Origin of the sequence: Pseudomonas fluorescens (genome assembly GCF_004683905.1) — a bacterium.
GTDB classification, from domain to species: Bacteria; Pseudomonadota; Gammaproteobacteria; order Pseudomonadales; family Pseudomonadaceae; genus Aquipseudomonas; species Aquipseudomonas putida_A.
The window spans coordinates 2,953,080-2,978,241 of the sequence record NZ_CP038438.1 but is presented as its reverse complement, the minus strand read 5'-3'; the positions used below and the strand labels follow the sequence as shown (position 1 = coordinate 2,978,241).

The window sequence follows — 25,162 nt, the reverse complement described above, 5'->3', positions numbered from 1 at the left end:
AGCATACCCGCCGCCGTCTATTGGGCAAGCGCCGTGAGCAGCTTTTCGCCCGTCTCGGCGAAGTCGGGAAATACCTCCAAATAATAATATTTCTTGTTTGTTACTAAATCGTCGTGCTGCGTCTCGTCTTTGAACCAATGGATTTTTTCCCTCGAAGACAAGGAGTCGGCTGCGATGTTCGCGCCCATTACCCGTTCCATGACCCTGACTGTCGGCTTGTTCAGCATGGCGTTGAGTCCCGATCTGCTGGCTGAAACCGATCCTGAAACAGCGCCACAATCCGCCGCCCAGGCGCTGGAACTGGACGCCACCAGCGTCAGCGCCGAAGGCCTCGGCGTTAACACTGAAAACACTGATTCCTACACCACTGGCGCGATGAGCACCGCGACGCGGCTGAACCTGTCGATCAAGGAAACCCCGCAATCGGTGTCCGTGGTCACGCGCCAGCAGATGGATGATTTCAAACTCGGTACCTTGTCCGAAGCCATGCGCCAGACCACCGGCATCGTCGTGCAACACAACGACTCGGATCGGGTCAGCTATTCGGCGCGGGGTTACCCGATCAACAATTTCCAGATCGACGGAATGCTCAACACCTTCGGGCGCATGAAGTCAGACTCGGACACCATCATCTACGATCGCATCGAAGTCGTACGCGGCGCCACCGGCCTGACCACCGGCGCGGGTGATCCTTCAGCGACGATCAACATGGTGCGCAAGCGCCCGACTGCCCAGTGGCAGGCACTGGCCGGGGTCAGTGGCGGCAGCTACGACAACTACTACAGCTATGTCGATGTCGGCGGGCCGCTGGCCTTCGATGGTCGGCTGCGCGGGCGTACGGTGCTGGCCTATCGCGACAGCCAGTCGTTCCGCGACAAATACGCGCTGCAGCGCGAGGTCGGCTACGGCATTCTCGAAGCTGATCTGACCGACTCCACGGTGCTTGCCGTCGGTTACGACTATCAGGACAAGCAGGTGCAAGGCACGTCCTGGGGCACCGTGCCGTACTGGAACGCCGACGGCAGCAAGGCGGGGCTCGGCCGGTCGACGAACATGGCGACATCCTGGAGTTCCTGGCCGCTGAAGGACAAGACCGCGTTCGTTACCCTGGACCAGCAATTGGGTGATGGCTGGAAGCTGAAGGCCGCCTACACCCACCGCGAAAGTGATACCGACGGCAAGGTCTATTACGGCGGCTCCGGTTTTCCCGAGGCCGACCGCAGCGGCATGACGGCCTACATGGGGCACATGCTCGGCACGCAGAAAATGAGCGTGTACGACTTCAACCTGTCGGGGCCGTACCAGCTGTTCGGCCGCGAACACGAGATGATGTTCGGCTACGGCGAGGCGGAAAACCGCTCGACTTCGCCCTACGCCTTCAACAGTCCCCAAGCCGCCGACTACGGCAAGATCCGCGACTGGAAATACATGGGTGACATCGGCAAATTCGCCGACACTGTCACCAGCCTGCGGGGCGCGCGAGGCATCACTCGGCAAAAGGCCGGTTACCTCGCGACCCGTCTGAGCCTGACTGATGAGCTGCATGCAGTACTCGGCAGCCGCTATGGCAGCTGGGACGAATCCAGCACCGATTACTACTATGACGCGCAGCAAAAACTGACCAGCACCGATGCCACCCATCAACGCCAGAATGATATCTGGACACCCTACGCCGGCCTGCTTTACGACCTGACTCCGGAGTACACGGTTTACGCCAGCTACACCGACATTTTCAAACCGCAGAGTAAGCGCGACAGCAACCGCAATTACCTCGACCCGGTGATCGGCAGCAACTACGAAGTCGGGCTCAAAGGCAGCCTGTTCGACGAACGCCTGAACCTGGCGACGGCAGTGTTCTGGAGCAAACAGGACAACGTCGCCGAGCGTGACAACTCGGTACCCCCGGACCCGGTGAGCGGCGAGGAGTTTTTCAAGTCCGGCGGCAAGGGTAACAAGGTCAATGGCTTCGAGGCCGAAGTGTCCGGGGAAATTCTCAGCGGCTGGAACATGACCGCCGGCTACACCTACACCCATTCCGTCGACGGCGAAAAACAGCGCAGCAACACCGCTCAACCACTGAACATGCTGCGGCTGTCCACGGCCTATCGTCTGCCGGGCAACTGGCACGCATTGACCGTGGGTGGCGCGGTGAACTGGCAGAGCGACGTCTATGGCGCGGCCAACCGCCCGGTCGGGCGCGGCGCCAACGGCCGGATCATCACCGAACCGGCGCGGATCAACCAGGAGGCCTACACCGTGGTCAAGCTGATGTCGCGCTATGAGTTCGACAGGCATCTGTCGGCGTCGCTGAACGTCGATAACCTGTTCGACAAGAAGTATTACGACAACGTCGGCTTCTACAACGGCGTGTACTGGGGCGATCCGCGCACGGTGACCTTGAGCCTGGACTGGAAGCTCTGACCAATCAACGCAAACAAAACCCCTGTGGTGAGGGGATTCATCCCCGATGGGTCGCGAAGCGGCCCCACTCTCTCGGTGACGCGCAATGCGTCACCAAATCCCCTCGCCACCGCTGTTAACCCCGAGTTAATTCCCCGCCGGGACACTGTGCCCCGAGATCTGCTTCATGGACGAACGGCTCCCACGTTTTTCAGTAGGAGGCACCATGAAAACCACCACCGCCATTCTTGCCGGGCTACTCGCCCTCGGTTCCGCCAGCGCCTTTGCCGAGGGCGGCGCCGAACGCATGCGGCATTACTACGACAACTTCCCGGTCCACCACGCGCCAAGCGAACAGCCGACCGATAGCAAAGCAGCGGAACTGAAGGTTCCGAACGATCAGACCGCGCAAGTCACCGAGTCTTATCGCGACTGATTCACCGAGCAACCGATGGACCTCCGATGGCTCCGCTCTGGCCTCGGAGACGACAGTTGGGCGCCCTGTCCGGGGCGCCTTTTTTTATGCCTGCAGATCCTTGATCCAGAACAGCATACGGCCATGTTCCGGGTCGAACATGCCGGGGGCGAAGCCGAATTTGCGGTAGGAGTTCTGTGCCACCTCGTTGCCTTCGAGCACTTCCAGGGTAATCTTGCAGCAACCGCGCTGACGGCAGATTTCCTCGACCTTGCGCAGCATTTTCTGACTCAAGCCGAGGCCGCGAAATTTGCTCACGACCGCCACGTCATGGACATTGACCAGCGGCTTGCAGGCAAACGTCGAGAAACCTTCAAAGCAGTTCACCAGCCCTGCCGGCTCGCCACCGACGAACGCCAGCACACTGAACGCATGAGGCCTGCGCGCAAGTTCTTCCGGCACGCGACGCAACAGTTCCGGGTCAAGCGAATGGCCGCCGCCCATGGGATCTTCTGCGTAATGATTGAGCACGATGCCGATGGCTTCGGCGTGCAGTGGATTGGTGTAACTGGCTTGCAGCACAAGAATTTCTGCGGAATCCATTTCCATCCCCGATCATGGCCCCGGCGTGCAAAGTGCGCACCTGAAAGGCTGTTCGACCTTACCGCGAGGATGTTGCGGGCCACAACCGGATCTTTTGATTTCCAGGCTTCAGCGCCCCCAGATCAGCTCTTCGGTCCAGCCCAACTCGGCAAAATCCTGAGCACGCAACCCGCTCTCGCCGGCGCAGAAGAACTCATCCAGTTGCGGCGGTTTCACCGTGGTCGCGCTGAGCATCGCGTGCACCTGCCCACGATGATGAATCTGGTGCTCGAACAGGTGCGACAGCATACGCAAGCGACTGTCATGCTGCGGCGTTTCCCGGGCGATGGTGACGATCCGCCCCAGATCGGCATCGCGCAGTTGTTCGCAATAAGCGATCAGTCGACGATCGACGTGCGCCTGCTCTTCACGCAGCGCTGCGGCCTCGGTAAACGGCTCGTCATGGTTGAAAAACACATAGCAATCAGGATGCGGTTCGTCACCGCGCAACTCGCGTTCCAGTGCATCGACGTAGAACCAGTCGCACGTCAGTATGTGATTGAGGGTGAGGCGGATACTCGGAAAGAAGCTCGTTCGCGGCGCCGCCAGCTCAGTGGCGTCGAGCTGATTCCAGGCTTTGCCGAGGCGATGATTGGCCCACGCGTTCTGGTAGGCCATGGTCAGTAAATGATGCGACAGCGGTTGGCTCATACTCGCGCCCTCTTCGCTCAGGATTCGGCAAAACGCTGCAACTGCATCTCCTGCAACCGGCTGAGGGTGCGCCGGAACGGGAATTCCAGATAACCCTCGGTGTACAGCGCCTCCATCGGTACCTGGGCCTCGATGTACAGCGGCACCTTACGGTCGTAACACTCGTCGACCAAGGCAATGAAGCGACGCACGCCGTCGTCGTGCACCGACAGTTGCGGCAACTCACGGTCACCGGCCACCACCTGCGCCGAGCCGTCCTCGGTGCCGCGAGCGATGCGCCCTTCTCGTTTCTGCGCGCTGAGGTTCGGCACGTCGCTCAACAGAATAGACCGATAGTTGTCGCACAGTGCGATGAAATCCATCGCGGCAAATGGTTGCTCGCAGAGATCGGCATAGCGGCACCAGAGCACCGTCGCACTGGCTTGCACCACGTTCAGCACACGATGGCCGACGGGCACCGGCTCGACGCTGGCGGGCTGCCCGGCGTTGAGTGACTGGAAGACCTGCTCCAGAGCACTGCCCTGTCCCGGCGCAGCGACAAAATAGCGCTGCTGACCCGCGCCCGGATGCAGGCGATGATCCTCGGCACCGTTCACCGCCACCACTTGCATATGCGCCTTGATCGCGGCAATCGCCGGGACAAAACGATCACGGTTGAAGCCGTCGGCGTACAGCTCATCCGGCGGCAGGTTGGAGGTGCAGACCACCACCACGCCTTCGTCGAACATCACCTGAAACAGCCGCCCGAGAATGATCGCATCGCCGATGTCGTTGACGAACAGCTCGTCGAAACACAGCACCCGCACTTCCGCCGCCAGCTCCTTGGCCAGCGCTCGCAGCGGGTCGGCGATGCCGGTCAACTGGAACGAGCGCTGGTGCACCCAGCCCATGAAGTGATGAAAGTGCTGCCGTCGGGCCGGCACCCGCAAAGTCTGATAGAACTGATCCATCAACCAGGTCTTGCCGCGCCCGACCGGGCCCCACAAGTACACGCCGGTGACCGAACGGGCACCGGCATGCAAGGCTTCATGGCATTTTTGCAAGGCCCAGACCGCATGCTCCTGGGCTTCATCCTGGATGAAACCCTTGTGCTCGATGGCGTGTTGCCAGGCGCTTAAAGGAGAGTCGAAAGTCATGCGCGGCAGTATGCCACGATGTCCCTGAAAAACAGGTGCCCTTTTGTGGGAGCGGGCTTGCTCGCGAAGGCGCCGGGGCAGCCAACATCACCGTTGAATGACACACCGCATTCGTGAGCAAGCCCACTCCCACATGGGTTCTGTGGGGAGTCGAAGATCGACTGTATATCTCGCGACCTCAAAACAGCGTGCAGGAACTGCCTGGAATACAACCCCCTGTGGGAGCGGGCTTGCTCGCGAAGGCGTCGGGGCAGCCAACATCACCGTTGAATGACACACCGCATTCGTGAGCAAGCCCACTCCCACATGGGTTTTGTGGGGGGCAAAGATCGACTGTATATCTCGCGACCTCAAAACAGCGTGCAGCAACTGCCTAGAATACAACCTCCTGTGGGAGCGGGCTTGCTCGCGAAGGCGTCGGGGCAGCCAACATCATCGTTGAATGACACACCGCTTGCGTGAGCAAGCCCACTCCCACATGGGTTCTGTGGGGAGTCGAAGATCGACTGTATATCTCGCGACCTCAAAACAGCGTGCAGCAACTGCCTGGAATACAACCTCCTGTGGGAGCGGGCTTGCTCGCGAAGGGGCCGGGGCAGCCAACATCACCGTTGAATGACACACCGCATTCGTGAGCAAGCCCACTCCCACATGGGCTTTGTGGGGTGTCAGCGGTCGACTTTGTGTCGGGCGGCGTAGAGGCAGAGCATTTCCATTGCCAGAGTGGCCGCTGCCAGCGACGTCACGTCCGCATGGTCATAGGCCGGCGCCACTTCCACCACGTCCATGCCCACCAGATTGATCCCGCGCAAACCGCCGAGGATTTCCAGCGCCTGCAGCGTGCTCAACCCGCCACACACCGGAGTGCCGGTGCCCGGGGCAAAGGCCGGATCCAGGCAATCGATATCAAACGTCAGGTACACCGGGTGATCGCCGACCCGTGCGCGAATCGCCTCGACAATCGCCTCGCAGCCACGTCGATGCACTTGTCGGGCATCGAGCACCGCAAAACCCTGGTGATCGTCATTGGTGGTGCGCAAACCGATCTGCACCGAACGCGACGGATCCACCAGCCCTTCCTTGGCCGCATGCCAGAACATGGTGCCGTGATCGACGCGCTTGCCGCCCTCGTCCGGCCAGGTGTCGCTGTGCGCATCGAAGTGGATCAGCGACAGCGCACCATGTTTGCGCGCATGGGCCTTGAGCAGCGGATAGGTGATGAAGTGGTCGCCGCCAAACGTCAGCATGGCGCTGCCAGCTAGAAGAACGCGTTCGGCGTGAGCCTCGATGCTTTCCGGGATGGTGTGCGGCGAGCCGTAATCAAAGTCGCAATCGCCGTAGTCGATCACTGCCAGATGATCGAACGGATCGAATGCCCACGGCCAATGCCGTTCCCAGGCAATCCCGGTGGACGCGGCGCGAATCCCCCGTGGCCCGAAGCGTGCGCCCGGACGGTTGCTGGTGGCGGTGTCGAACGGCACCCCGCTGACTGCCACGTCGACGCCGCGCAAATCACGGCTGTAGCGGCGACGCATGAAACTGGTGATCCCGGCGTAGGTGCTTTCCGCACTCGTGCCGTACAGGCTGTCGCGGGTCATAGCTTGGTCGTTGAGCATCGGCACGTCCATCGGTGTGCTCCTTTTATTATTGATGGCTACGGAAAGTGGTCCACAGACGCGTGCGCTGACGCATGTCCTTGAGGCTCATGCTGCGGTCGGCGTACAAGCGCTCGCGTATTTCGGCGGGCGGGTAAATGTCCGGATCGTTACGGACTGCCTCATCCACCAGCGGCGTCGCGGCCTGATTGGCGGTGGCAAAAAACAGCGTGTTGGTCAGTTCGGCAACCGATTCGGGGCGCAGCATGAACTCAATGAAAGCGCGCGCCGCCTGCGGGTTCGGCGCGTCCTTGGGAATGGCCAGATTGTCCTGCCAGATCAACGTACCTTCGTGCGGAATCCGGTACGCGACTTCATAGGGTTTGTTGGCCTTGTGCGCCTGATCGGCAGCCATGCTCACGTCGCCGTTGTAGGTCAGCGCCAGACAGACACTGCCATTGGCCAGATCGTTGATCTGCCGGCCGGTGGCGACGTACAACACCGACGGCTGGAGTTTCTGCAACAAGGTTTCGGCGGCGGCCAGATCATGCTTGTCGGTGCTGTAGGGATCCTTGCCGAGGTAGTGCAGCGCCAGACCGATGACTTCCTGCGGCGAGTCGAGCACGGCAATCCCGCAGTCCTTGAGCTTGCTGGCGTACTCGGGTTTGAACAGCAGATCGAGGCTGTTCAGCGGCACGTCCGGCAAGCGCTTTTTCACCGCCTCGACGTTCAACCCCAGCCCGAGCGTGCCCCACGTGTAGGGCACAGCGTAGCGATTGCCGGGATCGACGGCGGCGAGTTTTTCCAGCAGATCGGGATCAAGATTGGCGTAACCCTTGAGGCCTTCATGCGGGATTTCCTTCAGCGCGCCTGCTGCCAAGCCACGGGCCAGTACGCTGGACGACGGCACCACCACGTCATAACCGCTGCCGCCGGTCAGCAGTTTGGTTTCCAGCACCTCGGACGTATCGAAGGTGTCGTAGCGCACATGAATGCCAGTCTCCTGCTCGAAACGCTGCAGCGTCTGCGCCGGCACGTAATCGGCCCAGCTGTAAAGATTGAGGGTCTTGTCCTCGGCCTGTGCCTGGATGACTACGGACAACAACAGCGCGGGAAAACACAGCTTGAACACGGGAGCCATGACGAACACCTGACCGGAGGAAGTGGTGGCAGGATGCGCCGTCGGATACATTGCAGAAATATCAAGTTTGTTAACCTGACTTTATCCCGGAGTAATGCAATGCTCGGTCAGCTTCACGACGTCGATTTGCAGTTGCTGCGCCTGTTTGTGCGGGTCGTGGAATGTGGCGGCTTCAGCGCGGCGCAAGGTGAATTGGGCCTGAGTCAGTCGAGCATCAGTCAGCAAATGGCCAAGCTTGAGACCCGCCTCGGTTATCGCCTGTGCAGCCGCGGCAAAAGCGGTTTCAACGTCACGCCCAAGGGTGAGCAACTGCTGATCGCGATTCGTGCACTGTTCCAGTCCATCGAGACTTTCCGGCATCAGTCCAACGGCGTCGCTGGACGGCTGATCGGTGAGGTGCGGCTGGGCCTGTCCGAGGCAGTTGATCAGTCGGTGCTGCTGCGGGTGGCGGACGCGATCCGGCGCTTTCGCGAGCGCGATGAGTCGGTGCGCATCGAGTTGATCAGCGCGATGCCCGGCGAGATGGAGCGCCTGCTGCTGCAACAGCGACTGGATCTGGCCATTGGTTATTTCTCTCAAGTGCAGAGCGCGTTCGATTACCGCGAACTGTTCCGGGAAACCCAGCATTTGTATTGCGCGCAGGGGCATCCGCTGTTCCGCGTGGATGAGCCGGATGACGCGGCGTTGCGGGCCTGCGACCGGGTGGATCATCCGTATCGGTTCATGCGCACGGGCGAGCCGTTCCCGGACAAGCGCTTTTCCGCGCGTTCGGAGCAGGTCGAGGGCACCCTTGCTTTTATTCTTTCCGGCAAGCATGTCGATTATCTGCCCGATCACTACGCGCGCGTCTGGGAGGACAAGGGCTTGCTGCGCGCGCTGCGGCCTGGGGAATTGAGTTTCGAAGTGGCGTTTCATCTGGCCCGGCATCGCGCGCAGGTGCCAGGTGATGCGCAGAAGGCGTTTGAGGAGGATTTGCTCGCAGCCTTCACCTGAAAAATTTCTGCCAGCAAATAACCCTGTAGCGAGGGAATTTATCCCCGATGGGCGCGAAGCGGCCCGGCTCTTTGGTATTCAGGAGCTGGGCCTGCTACGCAGTCCATCGGGGATAAATCTCCTCACCACAGAAACAGCAACCAGTTCAAACCCCGTATTTCTTGACCTTTCAGGCAATTTTTGCTCGTTGCCCTCGCCGTCCTCTTCCGGCATCCTGCGCCTCCATTTTCTGACCCGGCCCCGCCTCACGGCGCGCAAAACACCATGACCGCCTCTGAAAAAGTCCCGCGCAACAACGATCTGCTCTACGGCCTCAACGACCGTCCGCACCTCACCGCCACCGTCTTCGCTGCGCTGCAACACGTGTTGGCGAGCTTCGTCGGCATTATCACCCCGACCCTGATCATGGGCGGCGCCCTCGGTCTGCAAAGTGAAATTCCGTACCTGATCAGCATGGCGCTGTTCGTTTCAGGCCTCGGCACGTTCGTTCAAGCCAAGCGTTTCGGCCCGGTTGGTTCCGGTCTGCTGTGCCTGCAAGGCACCAGTTTTTCCTTTATCAGCGTGATTCTCAGCGCCGGATTCATGGTCAAGGCCCGGGGCGGCGGCACCGATGAAATTCTCTCGACGATTTTTGGCGTGTGCTTTTTCGCCGCGTTCATCGAAGTGGTGCTGAGCCAGTTCATCGGCAAACTGCGGATGCTGATCACCCCGGTGGTCACCGGCACCATCATCACCTTGATGGGCCTGTCGCTGATCAAAGTGGCGATGACCGACATTGCCGGCGGCTTCGGCGCACCCGATCTGGGCGCCGCCAGCCATGTGTTTCTGGCCGCGCTGGTGATCGGCACTATCGTTGTGCTGAACCGCGTCGACGTGCCGTTTCTGCGCCTAGGCGCGATTGTCATCGGCCTGACTCTCGGCTACATGGTCGCCTGGCTGATGGGCACGGTGGATTTCGCCTCGATGCCCGAAGTGCCGCTGGTCAGCGTGCCGGTGCCGTTCAAGTACGGCTTCAATTTCGACTGGGTGGCGTTCGTGCCGGTGGCGGTGATCTTCCTGGTTTCGCCGCTGGAAGCGGCCGGTGACCTGACCGCCAACTCGATGATCTCGCGGCAACCGGTCAAGGGTCCGCTGTACATCCGCCGAATCAAATCCGGTCTGCTCGCCGATGGCCTCAACTCGGCGATGGCAGCGGTGTTCAACAGCATGCCGATGGTCACGTTCGCGCAGAATAACGGCGTGATCCAGTTGACTGGCGTGGCCAGCCGCTACGTGGCGTTCTTCATCGCCGGCCTGCTGGTGCTGCTGGGGCTGTTCCCGATGATCGGCGCGGTGCTGCAACTGATGCCTAAACCGGTGCTCGGCGGCGCTGAACTGGTGATGTTCGGCACCGTGGCCGTGGCCGGGATCAAAATCCTCGCCGAGGCCGGCCTGCATCGGCGCAACATGCTGATCGTGGCGATCTCCGTGGGCATGGGCCTGGGCATCGCCGCCGTGCCGGAAGTGCTGCGCGAGTTGCCGCAAGCGCTGCGTAACATCTTCGAATCGCCGATCACCGTCGGTGCGTTGTGCGCTATCGTGCTGAATATCTTCCTGCCGGAAGAATTCATTGAGCTGGAAGAAGACGATTTCGATCCGGAAGCGTCGATTCTGCAGGTCATGGAAAACCCCGATCTGCCGGCCAAAGCTGAACCTGCTTCTGCAGCGGCGGTCGCACAGTTGAACCGCTGACGCTGCGCCATGAAAAAAGGGCTGAGCCGACAACGGTTCAGCCCTTTTTCGTTGAGAGACTGTTTATGCGCCGCGTCCACGCCGTCATCCTGTCCCTGCTGCTGTTGTCCCTGAGCGCCTGCGCGCTGTTTCCCAACCGCGATCCGGTGAACATCAACGTGGTCGGCCTCGAACCGTTGCCGAGCCAGGATCTGGAAGTGCGTTTCGCGATCAAGTTGCGGGTGCAGAACCCCAATGAGACGGCCATCGATTACAACGGCATCGCCCTGGATCTGGAGGTCAATGGCCGTCCACTGGCCTCGGGCGTCAGCGATCAGACCGGCTCGATCCCGCGCTTCTCGGAAACCGTGGTCAGCGTGCCGGTCAGCGTTTCCGCGTTCTCGGTACTGCGCCAGACCCTCGGCCTGAGCCAGACACAAACCCTCGACAACCTGCCCTACGTGCTGCGCGGCAAACTCGCGGGCGGCGTGTTCGGCACCATGCGATTTGTCGACAGTGGCAAGCTGAGTTTGCCGAAGGCCACTGCTGCGACGTGGTAACCCACTAAACACACAAGTCTCCTGTAGGAGTGAGCCTGCTCGCGATAGCGTCATGTCAGTCAATAAAGGTGTTGGCTGATCTGACGCCATCGCGAGCAGGCTCACTCCTACAGGTTTTGTGTCGGCGCGGAAGTTACGCGGTGAAGCGTACGCCGGGTTTGGCCCGCTCATCGACACTCAGCTCAAACACATCCGGCCGCGCATAGTGGCCGACCACGTCATAGTCGTACCGCGCCCGCACCAGCTCATCAGTATCGATCTCAGCCGTCAGCAACCCGGCCTCGCCACGTAGCGGCCCGGCCAGCACATCGCCCATCGGCCCGACAATCACACTGCCCCCGGCAATCAGCGGCCGATCCGCCGGCCAGTTGGCAATCTCCACGCCCAGCTCGTTCGGCGAGGCCTGTACCTGACAGGCGCTGACCACAAAGCAACGGCCCTCGTGGGCGATGTGACGCATGCTGACCTGCCACATCTCGCGCTCGTCCACGGTCGGCGCGCACCAGACTTCAATGCCTTTGGCGTACATCGCCGTGCGCAGCAGCGGCATCATGTTTTCCCAGCACACCACCGCACCAAGTTTGCCGACCTGTGTGTCGAGCACCGGCAGCGTCGAGCCATCACCCTTGCCCCAGATCAGCCGTTCGGTGCCGGTCGGCATCAGTTTGCGATGCTTGGCCACCAGCCCTGCCTGCGGATCGAAATACAGCGCCGTGCAATACAACGTGCTGCCGGCACGCTCGATCACGCCGATCACCAGATTGGCCCCGGTGCGCGCCGACAAACCGGCCAGTGCCTCGGTTTCTGCCCCCGGCACATCAATGGCGTTGGCGAAGTAGCGGGCGTAGGCCTCACGCCCCTCGGGCAAGCGATAGCCCAACTGCGTGCCGAAGCCCTCACCTTTCGGATAGCCCCCGAGCAACGCTTCAGGCATCACCACCAGTGCCGCGCCGGACTCGCTGATCGCGGCTTCCCAGCTGAGGATCTGTTCCAGGGTTTCACCCTTGCCACCGGGCAAGGCGCCGATCTGCAGGGCGGCGACGATTGATTTGGGCATTGCGGTCACTCCATCGGGTTCAAGTGTTGCCGATTCTGCGGCGGCGCGGGATCATGAATAAACACCGATTCACTGCTGAATGATATGAGCCAAATGAATATCGCAACCGTCGATCTCAACCTGCTGAAAGTCTTCGAAGCCTTGCATGAGGAGTCCAGCGCCAGCCGTGCGGCGCTGCGTCTGGGCGTGACGCAATCGGCGGTCAGCGCAGCATTGCGTCGATTGCGTGAGGTATATGGCGATCAATTGTTCGTACGCACCGGGCGCGGATTGGCGCCGACACTCAAGGCCAATCAACTGAAGCCGGTGGTCAGCGAGGCACTGAACAAATGCCGGCAGAGCCTGGCGATGGTCGATCCGGCGGCCCACCACTATGACGGCCGATCAGTCACCGTGGGCCTGTCGGATGATTTCGAAATCGCTTTTGGCCGGCGCCTGATCGAAGATATTGCCCGCCGTGCGCCGAAATTACGCCTGATCTTCCGCCAGACCCACAGCCAGATCGTCGCCCGTGCCCTGATGGAGCGCAGCATCGACCTGGCGATCACCGCCGGTGGGTTCGCCGAGCGTCTGCTCAGTCGTCAGGTGCTGGGTGAAGGGGATTATGCGTGTCTGGTCGATCCGGGCAGTCTGGCGCCCGGCCAGCAGAACATCGATTTGCCGGAGTTCGTCGCCCGCGAGCACATTCTGGTGTCCTCGGGCGGCTTTATCGGCATCACCGATGAAGGCCTCGCGGCGCTGGGCCTGAGCCGGCGGGTCTGCGCCTCGACCACGCACTTTGCGGCGCTGCCGCATCTGCTCAAGGGCAGCGGCGCGGTGGCAACCATCCCCCGCCATGCCGCTCAGGCCATTGCCGAGCTCAGCGGGCTGGCGCTGCTGCCCTGCCCGCTGGCGTTGCCGCGTTACCCGATCGAACTGGGCTGGCGCACCAGCACGCAGATCGATCCGGTGGTGATCAAGGTGCGTGAGGCGATTGTCGGATGTTTCAATGCGGACTGAGGCGGGTGTTACTTGTTGGCTGCCATCAGTCGATTGACCTCACTGCGCACCATGTTGGCGAATTCCGGCGGGGACATGCCATCCAGCTCGGCGCGCACCCACTCGGCCCATTTGCCCTTGCGCTTGGAGCGTTCGCCAAACAACCGCGCGGCTTCGCCTTTGGCTTTGCCCAGATTGTTCTGCCAGAGTTCGAACAGACGGGATTTCTCGTCTTCCAGCGCTGCGCGCTCGGCGAGGGATTTGTCGGCCAGATTGAAACTCATGGGGAAATACCTGCTGCGTAAAATGGCGACATCTTACACGCTCAAGGGAAATCTCCCGCGCAGGTTTTTCTTTCGCACCTAAAATCAGTGCAACTTTTCAGTCAGCGCCACACTCCATTGATCACTGTTCATCCATCTGCAAGGAGTCACCCAATGGCCCGCAAATCCCGCGTGCAAGCCGTCGAAGACCAAATCAAGGATCAAGCCTTCAGCGAACTTCAGGCTTTGATCGAAGAGTCCGACAAACTGCTCAAGAGCAGCGCCTCACTGGTGGGCGAAGAAGCCGAGACCCTGCGCGGACAAATCGCCCTGAAACTGCAACAGGCGCTGGATTCTGTTTCGAGCGTGCGTGAGCGCACCAAACCGGCGGTCGAGGCCACCGAGAGCTACATTGGCGGCCATCCATGGCAGACCGTAGCGATTTCCGCCGGTTTCGGTCTGGTGGTGGGTTTGCTGCTCGGTCGTCGTTGATCGACGTCTGACAAAAAACCTGTGGCGAGGGAGCTTGCTCCCGCTGGACTGCGCAGCAGTCCCCTATTCTCAAGCAGATAAAAGGGGATCGCTTCGCAATCCGGCGGGAGCAAGCTCCCTCGCCACATTTACGTTCTAACAGTTATTCCCCGGCCAATTCGCGCAACTGCGCCAGCGTCTGCTCATCCAGCACAATCCCCTCGGCCAGCGACCGCGCGCGCTGCAAATGCCGACGATCACCCGGCAAGCGCTTCAACCCCACCCCATGCATCTGCCGCACCAGCTCTTCGCTGCGCTCGGCAAAGCTCTGCCCGGCGGACTTGCTCGGGTCGATGACGATCAGCAGTTGTCCGGTCCACGGAGTTTTGGCCCCGGGATGGTTCGACCAGTCGAACTCGAAGGAGAAATTGCCCCCGGTCAACGCCGCCGCCAGCAGCTCGACCATCATCGACAGCGCCGACCCCTTATGCCCGCCAAACGGCAACAGTGCGCCGCCCTCAAGAATGGCCTTCGGATCCTGCGTCGCCTGACCGAGACCATCCACGCCCATTCCGGCGGGCAGACGTTCGCCCTTGCGCGCCGCGATCTGCACATCACCGTGAGCGATGGCGCTGGTCGCCAAATCGAAGACAATCGGCGCACCACCGGCCCGCGGCGCGGCAAAGGCAATCGGGTTGGTGCCGAACAGCGGCCGATCAGCGCCATGCGGCACCACGCAGGTCATGCTGTTGACCACGCTGAGCGCCACCAGCCCGTCTTCGGCAAACGGCTCGACGTCCGGCCACAGCGCCGCAAAATGATGCGAGTTGCGAATTGCCAACACCGCAATTCCTGCGTTACGCGCCTTCTCCACCAGCAACGAACGAGCAGCGGCCAGCGCTGGCTGGGCGAAACCGTTGCCGGCATCGACTCGCACGAAACCCGAGGCTACGTCCTCGACTTGCGGCACAGCCTGTCCATTGACCCAACCGCTATTTAGGGTCGAAACATATCCGGGGATACGGAACACGCCATGACTGTGCGCACCGTCGCGTTCGGCACCGGCGCAGTTGGCAGCCAGAGTGCGGGCGACGGACGCCGACGTACCGTGGCGCAGGAAAATTTTTTCAAGCAATTGCGTCAGCGCTTCGAGCGAGAGTGTGGACGCAACGGGGGAAGACACGGAATCGTGTGGCGCAGACATCTGAAGCTCCAGACTAATTATTGGAGGGAACAACAGCGTACGAACAGCTTGCCCAGCGATTAACCACGCCCGGTACGGGTGCTGTCAACCGTTGTGGTGCCGGCTTGTCGCGGCTAGCACATTGCGCTGCCGCTGGTGCGGTAACTATGTACCACCTCTGTTATCGATCCGGTCTTTAGTCTCGTGTCTCAATTTACCGGTGCACCGGACGGTGCCCTGAACGAGACCCGATGATGCCTGCTCCCATTCCTCCCCTGCTGTTCCAGCCCATCCTCAACTCCCCCGGATCGTGGCGCGAACTCGGCAATCTCCATCACTTGTCCAGCGCGGACTTCCAATGGTTGAGTCACGTGCAACTGGCGACCCACGCACTGCGCAGTCAGCAGACCCCGCCCATGCTTGCCCAGCGCATCCTGCTCAATACCAATGGTGCGCCAGCGGTGCCTCTAGCCGGCAGTTTCATACTCAGTGCCACCCCGGATGATCACGGGATCCTGTTGTACACACCTTTCGCCGGGCTGAAAAAACACGCCAGCCTCACCGCCCTCACCGCGCATCTGGAACAGCATCTGAACAGCGCCCGTGAGGACGATCGGCTGCTGGCCCTGCTTGCCCTTTCCCAACGCAAACGACTGGCAGAACGGCACGGCATCAGCGTGACCTACGAGCTTGTCGAGGGCGATATCTTCGAGGATCAACGCGCCGCCATCGAGCATTGCCAGCAGCTCAACACGCAAGCGATGCTTGATGAATTGATGCAACTGCCCGAACTTGGCAGCCTGCTTCAGACCATTACCGACGAACTTCTGACGCCGACGATGCGCGGCGTCGACCAGACACACACGCGCGTGAACCTGTACGCGACCACGACCGCAACCGGCCCGGCATCGGCAGACCTCGCTTCGCGGCACGGGCTTGAAGCGCTGTCGCTTGGCGATGCGCTGCTGTTGCACTATCGCCACACCGGATGGCCGGTTGGCCAGACCCATGAGTTTTCGCACCCGAGTCGGACATTCCTGGCCAGTGATCAGCAACACTGGGAGACAGCCGTCACCACGGCATCAGGCAAACTGCTGGTGTTGCTGTACCAGCAAATGGAGCGCTACTGGAATGGGCCCAGTGCTAACGGGGCCTCGCGGCGCGACGTATTGGCGCAGATCATTCGGCAGCAGGCGCTGGCGGACTTTTTGCTCAAACGCGAGGCTGGCATCATCGATCAGCGCCAATTCGACAGCCTGCTGACGTCGCTGGGTTTCAGTGAAAGTCTGGCACCTCGCGCGGCCGTGGAAACCGTGCGTTTATGGGAGCACCAGGCAAACTTCGTGGAACTGGCCGGTGCGCTGATGATCAGCCACTCCGACAGCTGCCTGTATACCCCGACGCACGGTTTGCAAGTGCTCAAGGACTACGCAGATCTAAAATCCATGCTGCTCGGCAAGTTCGCCAGCCCCGGGCACGAAGACGAACTCTATGGTCTGCTGAGTCTCGACGAGCGCCAGCGCTTCCTCGGTTTCGACCGGCCGCAGGTTTCCGGCAAATCGATCGCCGGAGACGTGTTCAGCGTACTGCTCGAATTGATCATCACCAAGCAACGACAGAACATCGACTATGCCTTGCAGTTGTACCGGCACAGCGACGGCGTCGTGGATATCCGCGCACTGTTCGATAAGGCCCTGGACATCCGCTCGATGCTCCACGAGCGCCTTGTCACCCTGGATGCTCGCGGGCGCTGGAGCACCCGGCCGATGCTCACCGGCCACCCATTGCCTTCAAGGGTGCTGGCGGACACCGCCGCAGCCGAAGTGCGCAAGTTCGCCAGCATCATGCCAACCATCGCCGCAGACTTCGCCGCCCAGCCGTTGACCGTCACAGCGCTGCAGCGTACCTACCTGCAAGGTATCGCAGCGAAGCTGGCGCACGCCCTGTCTGTCGGCATCAATGGCGAAGCACGGTTGAGAGTCCTGGACGGAACGCTAAGCCGTCATGCGCAAACCCTGGTCGACACCGTGTTCAATCCGGATCACCCGGATCGCAGCCGCCGCAAGGCACTCAACGGGATTCGGCCGGATGCCTGGTCATTGACGTTACAGGTCGCCGGTGAGAGCGAAGTGCTGCCGCTGGCCAACTGCGTCCTGCTCACGGAACGCGGTGGCCTCGATACGCAGCACTCCGGACGCGCGATTTTGTGGACCCCGGCTCTGGGCCTGGAAGTCTTCCGCTCGATCGAGCACGCCAGACAGGTTTTGAGTCAGCGGCTGCTGGATCCGCAAAAACGCGTGGCGCTGCTGGAAAACCTTTCACCCCTGCACCAGAGGTTCCATCAACACTACACACTAGGACGGTTACAGCTGATCAGCGGCAATGTATTGCAGGATCGCACCGAATCAACGATCGAACATTTTCTCCAGCGCTGTGAACAGGTGCGGGGCCGCCATTGGCCAAAGCCACGGGAACATCAGATCCTCAAGACGTTGAGTGAGCAAGTCGTTGAGACCAATCTGCAACGCGCCAGCGCTCTGGCGCAGGCCCTCGCTAAACAGCATTCACTGCCTGCCTGGCTGGGAATGGCCAGGCTTGACGATCAGCAGTTGCATCTGGAACTGCTGGAACAGTGGCGTCACAGCGTCATCGACGATGAGGATTATCTCCACGCGCTGCCAACCTTGCGTGATTACATCCGGCAGACCCTTCAAACGCTGCTGAGCACCCGCTTGCACAGGCAGGATCTCGACCCCGAACAGATCACCGTCACTCCCGCGCTGAGCCTGATCGGGTCTGCAATGAGCCTGACCGATTTCGCCTTGAACCATGCGCATATTGCCCAGGACACTGCATTCACCCTCAGCTCGAGCACCGACCGGGCGCTGCCGACGGGACTCGACCAGCAAGCGGTCAGAAGCCTGCTGTTGTCCTTGAACGTTGCGACAACATTTGCCAATAAAATCACCACGGTGTTGTCCGCGAATGACGTCGACGCCGAACAACGCAAGCTGCGTTTCATCCAGCAACTACCCTGGCAACTGCTGCAACATGCCCATCAGTTACAACTGCAACAACGCTTGTCGACAAAAGCCTTCGACTTGATTTCACAGGTGCTCGACATGCCCGATGCCGTCGCTCGTGCGACCGTGCAAGGGGCCGATGCGATTGTCCGGCCGTTGGCGCTGATCAAGACCGCCGGGGCATCCGCGATCAAGGCGCTGGGGCTGTACTTGATCGGCCCTGCGGAAAAATCCGGCCCTCAGGTGCTTTATGCGCCCTACCATGGAGAGCACGCATTCAGTGAGTTCGAGGACGAGGCAGCAGTGATCGCCGCGCTGAATACGCCGGGCTCACTGCAGGATCTACTGCTGCGCCGCTTGCCGGAAGGTCAGCGTTCGATCTTCAGCGCGTTGTTCAAGGCGAGCAGCGGCCAGACGAGCGAGATGACCCTGGCCACCACCCCGATCAACGGCAACTTGCTGCTGCAGTTGTTCGACGACAATCTGGCCTTGTTGCCACACTTGCTGGGCAGCCATTCGCTGCCATCGGCGCAGGCGGATTGGGACGCCGCGAAGCACCTGTTCAGTTCCGGCATCCAGCAGATCCGGGGCCTGCTGCCGGGCAAACTCGCCTATGTGCAGTTTCTCTGGCAAAGCTACAAGGACTTCATGGGTTCGGCCGAAGCGTTGCAGGATCACCACTGGAAACGTGCGCTGGAAACCTTTGTCGCCGGCGCAGCGGAGATGATCAGTCTCGGGCGACTGGCGCTGGAGTCACGTCTGGAGTCTCAAGCCGTGGCAGCGCCGCAACCACCGCAGCCAACCACGCTGAGCGCCCCCGTCCTTGCGCAGACAAAGCCGACCGATCCGCTGCGCACCTCGCTGCAGACATTCGAAGCTCCGACGATCGCCCTGAAGGATCTGACTCACGATGCTGCCGAGGGCACGTATCAGGATCTGACAACCAAAGCGACTTACGCCCCTACCGCCGGCAAAGTCTATCCCGTGGAGCGGCCGGGAGCCGTCTGGCAGATCAAAGGCGCCGAGCAGCCAGGCCCGGTGTTGCAACACACCGCTTCCCGGCAACTGGTGCTGGACCCGGATCGCCATACCGTGCATTTCGGCAAGGCCATGTCGACGATGTTCAACCATTACGCCACCCATCGCCAGGCGCGGTACATGCTGAATATCGAAGCGCAAGGCATGGAAGAAATCCGCGCCCGCCATCCGGAAAAAGCCCGCATGTTGATCGAGGCAATTGATCTGGCCCGGCATTACGCGTTCAACAGCCTGCACAATCTTGCGCAGCTGAGAAACTATGTGCCGGGCACCCGCCTCGATACTTTTCTCAAGTCTTTTTTTGACGTGCAACGGATTGATGCCGACATTCTCGACAAGCTGAAGCAGGCCATCGTGCCGATCTGTGATGCCTTGGTCGATCCAACAGAAGACCTGTTGAACACCAGTCGCTTTGTGGTCGGCTCGAACAGACACAGCAGCTCGGGTGTAATCGCCTTTGTGCTGGGTGGCGATTTACTCAAGAAAGTCCATTTCACCGAAAAGTTCTTCAATCAAGGGCTGGATTGGTACAACACAGGCCTGACCGAACCGTTCAATGTTGACGGGCATGCACGGGCAGCGACGCTGATCCACGAGTTTTCCCATCAATTCAGCAAGACCGTCGACATTGCCTCCCTGGAAGCGCGGCGCCCGTTTGCTGATCTGATTGCTACGGTGACCGGTTACGGAGCTGCCCGCAAACAGGTACAGACACGATTTCAGCGCGAAGCACTGTCACTGTCCACGCGCCGTGAAGAGCTGTTTTCGCGCTGGAGCGACAACCTTCAGGAGTGGCTCGATATCGACGAGTTTGAGGGCATGGAACATGTGCGCAGGGAAGTTCTCAAGACCACGGGGACGAGGAATCTCGAGGACGCGCGAACGGCATTTCTCAGCCCGACCAACCCGCATCCACGCATCGACACCATATTGCGCAATGCCGATTCGATCGCCTTTCTGATTTGCGAAATGGGCCGCCAGCTGGATCCGGTAACCCAACCTCACGGAGGGCTCAACTGAGATAAAAAAAATGCGCAGGCGGTTGGCCTGCGCATGGTTCATCGCTGGGTGAACTCAGTCTTTCTGGTCACGCAATACATTGCCCGAGGCGCCATCGATGCGGAATTCATACACCGAACCGTCGGCCTTGCGGCCCTCGCCTTTCCAGTAGCCGTCATTGTCGGCCTCGATTTCATAGACTTCGACGTAACCGGCCTTGGTTTTCACGATCTCGATAGCCTTTTCGATGGTGACCCAGCCCGCACCGGGACGATCAGCCATGGCGGCACCGGCGCTGAACAAAGCGGCGGTGGCGATTGCAGCGGCTAAGGTTTTTTTGATCATTTTTTCACTCCATTTGTGGATGATGTTCCTCTGATGTCCTGTTTTTGGGCGTCTGACGGAAAAATAAGTTCCACTTTGATGGGCAATTGCCATGACGGATGTTCTCGGCGCAACGCCCGCAAGGTTAGAATGCAGCAAATCAGGACGAGTCAATGACCCAAGAATCCCTCTCGGAAGCCGAATACGATGCGATCACCGATGCCGCCGCGCACTGGTGCATGCGTCTGCACGCCGTAGACTGCTCCGCCGAGGAGCGTCTGGCTTTCGAGCAATGGCGCGATGCGCATCCGCTGCATGCATTCGAATACGAAGCGATGCTGGAGATCTGGGACGTTGCCGAACATCTGCCGCGTCCGCCGCTACCCCCAACGCTCAATGTGCCGCTGACCGCTGCGGTGCCCGCCTGGCGGCGCTACGCAATTGCCGCGAGCGTCTGCGCCCTGGCCTTGCCACTGGCGGCGTACGGTGGCTGGAATCTGGGCTGGTTGCCCAACAGCTATCAGCATTTCGCAGCCACCGACAATGTCCGTCAGGTCACCTTGAAGGATGGCAGTCAGGTCGAGCTCAACCTCAATACTGAGTTGACCTTCAGCAATTACAAGGATGAACGGCGGGTCACCCTGAAAAAAGGCGAGGCGTTTTTCGAAGTCAGCCATGACCTCTCCCACCCGTTCGTGGTCAGGGCCGGCGAAGGCAAGATCCGCGTGACCGGCACCCGCTTCAATGTCTGGCTCTACGAAGATCAAGTGCGGGTCAACCTGATCGAAGGCTCGGTGCTGGTAACCAGCAACGCCGCCCTGCCCGGCGACGGCCTGCGCCTGGGCCCGGCCATGCAGGCGCAGTACCGGCATGGCGACTACACGCCACAGATCAGCCAGACCTACGCCAACGACAACGCACTGGCCTGGCGCAGCGGCAAACTGGTGCTCGACAACCTGGCACTCAACGAAGCCTTGCCGCTGATCAATCGCTACCTGAGCAAACCGCTGAAACTGGCCGACGCCAGTACCGGCGCAATCCGTGTCGGCGGTGTCTACAACATCAAAGAGCTCGGCGGCCTCGTCAAAACCCTGCCCAAGGTGCTGCCGGTCTACCTTACGCGCAATACCGAGGGTGATCCGGTGATCAACTCGATGCCGCGGCAGCCACCAAAAACCTGAAACCGGGCACCACCTGCCACGGTTAACTCAGGGCAACAAAAAAGCCGCTGTTCCCGTCAAGGAGCAGCGGCTTTTTCGTTCAGCCTGACTTACTGTGCAACCACCTCGGTGCCCTTGCCCGCCACCTCGCGAACCGTTTGCACCTGATACTGCGGATCGGCAGCGATCTGCTGCTCAGTGAACGGCAACACGCTCCACTGCTTTTTCGAAAACGCCTCGGTCTGATCCCGGGAATATTTCGACTCAGGGTCGCTCGACAGCGAGAACGCCAGCAGCCCTTGAGCGTGCGGGCCTTTGTCGTCAAAGGTCACCACTTGCAGGTAGCTGGTGCCGCTGACCACTTCGAGTTTGCCGTCTTCACGCGGCACGCTCTGGATCGCGTTGTAGATCCCCAGCGTTCCCGGCCCGCCGTGAATTGCGGTTTGTTGAGCGCCGCTGCTCGCCACCTGAATATCGCCCCAGCGGGTTTCAGGCTTGAGACCCATTTTCTGTGCAGTGGCAGCCGACGCCAGCAGCGCTTCACGCAGTGCCTTGCTCACGGCCGGTTGCTCGATCGCCAACCCGCGTGGCGTGTGTTGCGGGTCTTTTGGATCGAACGGCACACGCCAGACATCCGGCGACGCTTGCAGCGCCTGCATGATGTTCTGGAAATGCACCAGACCAATGCCCGAATCCAGATTCGCCCGGCCATCCCAACCCTTGAGACTGGCGCAAACCGGCTTCAACGCGGCCGCGTCCGCGCCCAGATCCGCAGCGCAGAACTTCAGCAGATCGGGCAGCACCTGAGTCGCCAGATAGACGTTGTCGTCCATCACCATCTGTTGCAGATCCTTCACCGCCAGCGGCCCTTTTTTGCCCAGAGCACTCAGACGCTCCAGCGCAAATCTTGATCGCAGGCCCAGCGGCTGGCCGTCCTGACTGATCAGCGGCGAGAACCCGGTCAGCGGTTGTGCCGGGTTCGCCAGCCACGCCGAATCGTTGGAATGCTGGACGAAGTCCTTGCGCAACAGTTGCGGCAGCTGGCTGGCGGCATAGATACCCTTCTGCGCAGCTTGCGGATCGATATCCCAGGCGCAAGCGCTGTTGGAACCGTCGAGCACGATCATCTGCAAGCCGATGCGCGGGTCGCTGCACTTGGCCAGTTTGTCGGCGCTGACGTTCGGCACCACCGACAGGTTCATGTACAGCGTCTGTCCCTTGTCATCCACAGCCAAGGTGTTGACCCAGGGGATGCCCTGAAGCTTGTGCACCGAATCCTGCAGAGCCTTGAGGCTCGACGCCTGGTTCATCGCGTACCACTGCGTCAGCACGCGATCATTGTCCAGGTTGGCATCGCGCAGGCTGTAGGCGTACTGATGATCCCAGTCGAGTTTGCCCGGCCATTGCACGATCGGGCCGAACTGCGAGCTGTAGACATCGCGCGAGACCGGCACCACCTGACCGTCCGCCTGTTTGACCTGCACAGTGACCGTCTGCTTGTTCAACGGCAGCGACTTGCCGTCGAGCAGGTAGCGGGTCGGGTCTTTCGGGTCGAGTTGCAGACGATACAGGGTGAAATGTTTGGATGAATCCACCGTGTGGGTCCAGGCCAGATGCTGATTGAAACCGATGTTGATCATCGGCAACCCCGGCAAGGCTGCACCCATGACGTCGAGTTTGCCCGGAATGGTCAGGTGCATCTGGTAAAAGCGCATGCCGCCAACCCATGGAAAATGCGGGTTGGCCAGCAGCATGCCGCGTCCGTTGAACGAGCGTTCGCTGCCGACCGCCACGGCATTGCTGCCGCGATCCAGAGCGAAGCGCTGCAGGCGCGCGTCCGCCAACTGATAGGCCCGGGCATCGCTGCCGAGCTGCGCCGTGGCCTGCGGCGGCGTCGCGCCAGCCAGGGCTTCGGCGAACTGTCCGACCCCGCCCTCGACCAGCAGGCGCCGAGTGAGTTTGACCAGATCTTCGGCGCTGATATCACGCACCCACTCACCCTGGCACTGTTGCGGGAGACCCTGCTGGCGGCGTTCGGCGAGATAACGGTTATAGCCCGCGGCATAACCTTCCACCAGATCGTGCACCTGCGCCGGTTGCGCGTCCCAGAAGGCTTTCACCGCTGCGGAAGTGTTGAGCCAGGTGAAGAACAGGTCGCTGACGCGATTCTCGCGTTGTTCGACGGTGAACTGCTCCGGCCCGAAATAACGCGAGCGCTGGCCATTGACCGTGACGATCTCGTTGGCCAGCAGGCACAGGTTGTCCTGCGCGTAGGCGTAACCGATGCCGAAACCCAGTCCGCGCTCATTTTCCGCGCGGATGTGCGGCACACCAAAGGAAGTGCGGCGGATATCGGCACTGGCTTGTGCAGCGGGACTGAACGCATGGGCGGACAGACTGAGTCCGAGAAACGCACCGGCGAGGGCCAGTCCGGTTAACTGTCGGGAAATAATCACACTCGCTCCTGAACGACAAGACAAGGATCGGCGCTTGCGCCGGATCCACTCTGAAATTGATTCATGCGCCTGGGCGCAAGACGGCTGTTCAGGAAACGAATGCGAGAAAAAAAATTTAGCCCGATTGAGGAAGGTGAAATTCACTGATTACGGGAAAACAACGAATAACCGACAAAATTTCTACATATTTCCTTTCATGATTTGTCGTGCTGAAACGTCTTGTTTACTGAGAGCAGTCAAAACGTTTCCTGATCGGGCTCTGAAAAGGAGTAACCCCATGTACAACTCGCAACTACCAATGGATGGTAGCCAGGCGTCACAAGGAGCTTCCATGAGTTCCCGCGCGAGCAGCTTCGCCCCCAGCCCCGAGCGTCAGGGCAATGAGCGTATTCGTCTGTTGCTGAAAAGCTTCGGCCTGCGCACCAGTCTGATTCGTCTGAAAGTCATCGACGCCCTGCTGGTCGCCGCACAAAGTGATCGACGCCTGGGCGTGCGCGGCGTGCACAGTCAACTGCTGGACCTGGATATTCCGTTGTCCTTTCTCAGCGTGCGCGAAGTGTTGAAGCGTCTATGCGCCGAAGGTGTGGTCACCTTCAACCCGGACAAGAGTTACAGCCTGCATCCACAGGCTGCTGCAGTGCTCAATCACGATTGAAGCGTCCCGCGATCGCCGTCAGGGCTTGACCTTGCGGCGCATCACCCCGTTGATCACCACCACGACCACCGCTACACCCATGGCGATGTACTGGAACATCTTCTGACTGATCATCCCGGCATTTTGCAGCCAGGACAGGCCGAGCATGATCGCCAGCACCGACAGGGCGATCAGGATCGAGTATTTCAAACGTTGCTTCTGGGTCATTGCAGGTTCCTGAAACTTTCAAATGTATCCGGTTTGTATCCGGTTGCATGCCATGCACATACCGTGTTGCGGGGATGGGCTTGGCCGAACGCGGTCTCATGTTAC

General features: G+C 60.5%; 22 protein-coding genes. 10 read left to right on the top strand and 12 right to left on the bottom strand.

Features of this window, described 5'->3' with window-relative positions; genetic code table 11:
- Positions 1 to 17: 17 nt before the first annotated feature.
- Positions 18 to 188 (bottom strand): hypothetical protein, encoded by a 171-nt coding sequence (locus E4T63_RS28530; protein WP_167797076.1) that lies wholly within the window; start codon positions 186 to 188, stop codon positions 18 to 20.
- On the opposite strand from E4T63_RS28530, the gene E4T63_RS13545 reads away from it, so the two are divergent.
- Together E4T63_RS13545 and E4T63_RS13540 are read left to right on the top strand one after the other, a co-directional pair.
- On the top strand, positions 175 to 2,421 hold the full coding sequence (locus E4T63_RS13545; protein WP_135295737.1) for a TonB-dependent siderophore receptor: 2,247 nt from the start codon (positions 175 to 177) through the stop codon (positions 2,419 to 2,421). The two genes, E4T63_RS28530 and E4T63_RS13545, sit on opposite strands and share 14 nt — an antisense overlap.
- 205 nt (positions 2,422 to 2,626) lie before the next feature.
- The gene (locus E4T63_RS13540) at positions 2,627 to 2,836 is read left to right on the top strand and encodes a hypothetical protein (RefSeq protein ID WP_097089648.1); all 210 of its coding nucleotides are present in this window, start codon (positions 2,627 to 2,629) and stop codon (positions 2,834 to 2,836) included.
- A gap of 84 nt (positions 2,837 to 2,920) precedes the next feature.
- On the opposite strand, the gene E4T63_RS13535 is transcribed toward E4T63_RS13540, so the two are convergent.
- The 5 genes from E4T63_RS13535 to E4T63_RS13515 all read right to left on the bottom strand — a co-directional run bounded on the left by E4T63_RS13535 (position 2,921) and on the right by E4T63_RS13515 (position 7,980).
- The gene (locus E4T63_RS13535) at positions 2,921 to 3,418 is read right to left on the bottom strand and encodes a GNAT family N-acetyltransferase (protein WP_098968408.1); all 498 of its coding nucleotides are present in this window, start codon (positions 3,416 to 3,418) and stop codon (positions 2,921 to 2,923) included.
- 108 nt (positions 3,419 to 3,526) lie between these two features.
- Positions 3,527 to 4,108 (bottom strand): DinB family protein, encoded by a 582-nt coding sequence (locus E4T63_RS13530; RefSeq protein WP_098963951.1) that lies wholly within the window; start codon positions 4,106 to 4,108, stop codon positions 3,527 to 3,529.
- Positions 4,109 to 4,125: 17 nt separating this feature from the next.
- Positions 4,126 to 5,244: a cell division protein ZapE gene (zapE, locus tag E4T63_RS13525; RefSeq protein WP_135295736.1), complete on the bottom strand. Its 1,119-nt coding sequence runs from the start codon at positions 5,242 to 5,244 to the stop codon at positions 4,126 to 4,128.
- 668 nt (positions 5,245 to 5,912) lie between these two features.
- On the bottom strand, positions 5,913 to 6,872 hold the full coding sequence (gene speB / locus E4T63_RS13520; protein ID WP_135295735.1) for an agmatinase: 960 nt from the start codon (positions 6,870 to 6,872) through the stop codon (positions 5,913 to 5,915).
- 16 nt (positions 6,873 to 6,888) lie between these two features.
- Positions 6,889 to 7,980, bottom strand: coding sequence for a polyamine ABC transporter substrate-binding protein (locus E4T63_RS13515; RefSeq protein WP_135295734.1), 1,092 nt, complete (start codon positions 7,978 to 7,980; stop codon positions 6,889 to 6,891).
- 99 nt (positions 7,981 to 8,079) lie between these two features.
- On the opposite strand from E4T63_RS13515, the gene E4T63_RS13510 reads away from it, so the two are divergent.
- From E4T63_RS13510 to E4T63_RS13500, 3 genes are all read left to right on the top strand, one after another.
- Entirely contained in the window at positions 8,080 to 8,973 is an 894-nt protein-coding gene (locus tag E4T63_RS13510; RefSeq protein ID WP_135295733.1) for a LysR family transcriptional regulator, read from the top strand.
- A gap of 264 nt (positions 8,974 to 9,237) precedes the next feature.
- The gene (locus E4T63_RS13505; protein WP_135295732.1) at positions 9,238 to 10,704 is read left to right on the top strand and encodes a nucleobase:cation symporter-2 family protein; all 1,467 of its coding nucleotides are present in this window, start codon (positions 9,238 to 9,240) and stop codon (positions 10,702 to 10,704) included.
- A gap of 65 nt (positions 10,705 to 10,769) precedes the next feature.
- Complete coding sequence (locus E4T63_RS13500) at positions 10,770 to 11,243, top strand: LEA type 2 family protein (RefSeq protein ID WP_086791096.1); 474 nt, start codon at positions 10,770 to 10,772, stop codon at positions 11,241 to 11,243.
- Between the two features lie 133 nt (positions 11,244 to 11,376).
- Here E4T63_RS13500 and E4T63_RS13490 read toward each other — a convergent pair whose 3' ends face one another.
- Complete coding sequence (locus E4T63_RS13490; protein WP_135295731.1) at positions 11,377 to 12,300, bottom strand: carbon-nitrogen hydrolase family protein; 924 nt, start codon at positions 12,298 to 12,300, stop codon at positions 11,377 to 11,379.
- Between the two features lie 84 nt (positions 12,301 to 12,384).
- On the opposite strand from E4T63_RS13490, the gene E4T63_RS13485 reads away from it, so the two are divergent.
- Positions 12,385 to 13,299, top strand: a complete 915-nt coding sequence (locus E4T63_RS13485; protein ID WP_135295730.1) for a LysR substrate-binding domain-containing protein — start codon at positions 12,385 to 12,387, stop codon at positions 13,297 to 13,299.
- An 8-nt stretch (positions 13,300 to 13,307) separates the two neighbouring features.
- On the opposite strand, the gene E4T63_RS13480 is transcribed toward E4T63_RS13485, so the two are convergent.
- Positions 13,308 to 13,562 (bottom strand): hypothetical protein, encoded by a 255-nt coding sequence (locus E4T63_RS13480; protein ID WP_003224595.1) that lies wholly within the window; start codon positions 13,560 to 13,562, stop codon positions 13,308 to 13,310.
- Positions 13,563 to 13,715: 153 nt separating this feature from the next.
- Here E4T63_RS13480 and E4T63_RS13475 point away from each other — a divergent pair, with 153 nt between their 5' ends.
- Positions 13,716 to 14,033 carry a DUF883 family protein gene (locus tag E4T63_RS13475; RefSeq protein ID WP_007961870.1) on the top strand — a complete coding sequence of 106 codons (318 nt, stop codon included), beginning with the start codon at positions 13,716 to 13,718 and terminating at the stop codon, positions 14,031 to 14,033.
- Positions 14,034 to 14,175: 142 nt separating this feature from the next.
- Here the strand turns inward: E4T63_RS13475 and E4T63_RS13470 are convergent, their stop codons facing one another.
- Complete coding sequence (locus E4T63_RS13470; RefSeq protein WP_098963945.1) at positions 14,176 to 15,216, bottom strand: Ldh family oxidoreductase; 1,041 nt, start codon at positions 15,214 to 15,216, stop codon at positions 14,176 to 14,178.
- Positions 15,217 to 15,449: 233 nt separating this feature from the next.
- Between E4T63_RS13470 and E4T63_RS13465 the strand changes: the two genes are divergently transcribed.
- The gene (locus tag E4T63_RS13465; RefSeq protein ID WP_432431702.1) at positions 15,450 to 20,276 is read left to right on the top strand and encodes a hypothetical protein; all 4,827 of its coding nucleotides are present in this window, start codon (positions 15,450 to 15,452) and stop codon (positions 20,274 to 20,276) included.
- A 54-nt stretch (positions 20,277 to 20,330) separates the two neighbouring features.
- Here E4T63_RS13465 and E4T63_RS13460 read toward each other — a convergent pair whose 3' ends face one another.
- Complete coding sequence (locus tag E4T63_RS13460) at positions 20,331 to 20,600, bottom strand: PepSY domain-containing protein (protein ID WP_007961867.1); 270 nt, start codon at positions 20,598 to 20,600, stop codon at positions 20,331 to 20,333.
- A gap of 152 nt (positions 20,601 to 20,752) precedes the next feature.
- Here E4T63_RS13460 and E4T63_RS13455 point away from each other — a divergent pair, with 152 nt between their 5' ends.
- Positions 20,753 to 21,760: a FecR family protein gene (locus E4T63_RS13455; RefSeq protein ID WP_135295728.1), complete on the top strand. Its 1,008-nt coding sequence runs from the start codon at positions 20,753 to 20,755 to the stop codon at positions 21,758 to 21,760.
- Between the two features lie 89 nt (positions 21,761 to 21,849).
- Here E4T63_RS13455 and E4T63_RS13450 read toward each other — a convergent pair whose 3' ends face one another.
- Positions 21,850 to 24,195, bottom strand: coding sequence for an acylase (locus E4T63_RS13450; protein ID WP_135295727.1), 2,346 nt, complete (start codon positions 24,193 to 24,195; stop codon positions 21,850 to 21,852).
- 277 nt (positions 24,196 to 24,472) lie between these two features.
- On the opposite strand from E4T63_RS13450, the gene E4T63_RS13445 reads away from it, so the two are divergent.
- The gene (locus E4T63_RS13445; protein ID WP_027612026.1) at positions 24,473 to 24,850 is read left to right on the top strand and encodes a fe2+ zn2+ uptake regulation protein; all 378 of its coding nucleotides are present in this window, start codon (positions 24,473 to 24,475) and stop codon (positions 24,848 to 24,850) included.
- Positions 24,851 to 24,868: 18 nt separating this feature from the next.
- On the opposite strand, the gene E4T63_RS13440 is transcribed toward E4T63_RS13445, so the two are convergent.
- Positions 24,869 to 25,057 (bottom strand): hypothetical protein, encoded by a 189-nt coding sequence (locus E4T63_RS13440; RefSeq protein ID WP_007961862.1) that lies wholly within the window; start codon positions 25,055 to 25,057, stop codon positions 24,869 to 24,871.
- Between the last annotated feature and the right edge of the window lie 105 nt (positions 25,058 to 25,162).

What these genes read in the sequence shown, in the direction of transcription:
- E4T63_RS13465 (WP_432431702.1), top strand. Translation starts at nt 15,450, where the DNA reads ATGCCTGCTCCCATTCCTCCCCTGCTGTTCCAGCCCATCCTCAACTCC.
- E4T63_RS13535 (WP_098968408.1), bottom strand. Translation starts at nt 3,418, where the DNA reads ATGGATTCCGCAGAAATTCTTGTGCTGCAAGCCAGTTACACCAATCCA.
- E4T63_RS13540 (WP_097089648.1), top strand. Translation starts at nt 2,627, where the DNA reads ATGAAAACCACCACCGCCATTCTTGCCGGGCTACTCGCCCTCGGTTCC.
- E4T63_RS13545 (WP_135295737.1), top strand. Translation starts at nt 175, where the DNA reads ATGTTCGCGCCCATTACCCGTTCCATGACCCTGACTGTCGGCTTGTTC.
- E4T63_RS13530 (WP_098963951.1), bottom strand. Translation starts at nt 4,108, where the DNA reads ATGAGCCAACCGCTGTCGCATCATTTACTGACCATGGCCTACCAGAAC.
- E4T63_RS13460 (WP_007961867.1), bottom strand. Translation starts at nt 20,600, where the DNA reads ATGATCAAAAAAACCTTAGCCGCTGCAATCGCCACCGCCGCTTTGTTC.
- E4T63_RS28530 (WP_167797076.1), bottom strand. Translation starts at nt 188, where the DNA reads ATGGGCGCGAACATCGCAGCCGACTCCTTGTCTTCGAGGGAAAAAATC.
- E4T63_RS13470 (WP_098963945.1), bottom strand. Translation starts at nt 15,216, where the DNA reads ATGTCTGCGCCACACGATTCCGTGTCTTCCCCCGTTGCGTCCACACTC.
- E4T63_RS13475 (WP_007961870.1), top strand. Translation starts at nt 13,716, where the DNA reads ATGGCCCGCAAATCCCGCGTGCAAGCCGTCGAAGACCAAATCAAGGAT.
- E4T63_RS13510 (WP_135295733.1), top strand. Translation starts at nt 8,080, where the DNA reads ATGCTCGGTCAGCTTCACGACGTCGATTTGCAGTTGCTGCGCCTGTTT.
- E4T63_RS13515 (WP_135295734.1), bottom strand. Translation starts at nt 7,980, where the DNA reads ATGGCTCCCGTGTTCAAGCTGTGTTTTCCCGCGCTGTTGTTGTCCGTA.
- E4T63_RS13485 (WP_135295730.1), top strand. Translation starts at nt 12,385, where the DNA reads ATGAGCCAAATGAATATCGCAACCGTCGATCTCAACCTGCTGAAAGTC.
- E4T63_RS13490 (WP_135295731.1), bottom strand. Translation starts at nt 12,300, where the DNA reads ATGCCCAAATCAATCGTCGCCGCCCTGCAGATCGGCGCCTTGCCCGGT.
- speB (WP_135295735.1), bottom strand. Translation starts at nt 6,872, where the DNA reads ATGGACGTGCCGATGCTCAACGACCAAGCTATGACCCGCGACAGCCTG.
- E4T63_RS13445 (WP_027612026.1), top strand. Translation starts at nt 24,473, where the DNA reads ATGTACAACTCGCAACTACCAATGGATGGTAGCCAGGCGTCACAAGGA.
- E4T63_RS13440 (WP_007961862.1), bottom strand. Translation starts at nt 25,057, where the DNA reads ATGACCCAGAAGCAACGTTTGAAATACTCGATCCTGATCGCCCTGTCG.
- zapE (WP_135295736.1), bottom strand. Translation starts at nt 5,244, where the DNA reads ATGACTTTCGACTCTCCTTTAAGCGCCTGGCAACACGCCATCGAGCAC.
- E4T63_RS13505 (WP_135295732.1), top strand. Translation starts at nt 9,238, where the DNA reads ATGACCGCCTCTGAAAAAGTCCCGCGCAACAACGATCTGCTCTACGGC.
- E4T63_RS13480 (WP_003224595.1), bottom strand. Translation starts at nt 13,562, where the DNA reads ATGAGTTTCAATCTGGCCGACAAATCCCTCGCCGAGCGCGCAGCGCTG.
- E4T63_RS13455 (WP_135295728.1), top strand. Translation starts at nt 20,753, where the DNA reads ATGACCCAAGAATCCCTCTCGGAAGCCGAATACGATGCGATCACCGAT.
- E4T63_RS13500 (WP_086791096.1), top strand. Translation starts at nt 10,770, where the DNA reads ATGCGCCGCGTCCACGCCGTCATCCTGTCCCTGCTGCTGTTGTCCCTG.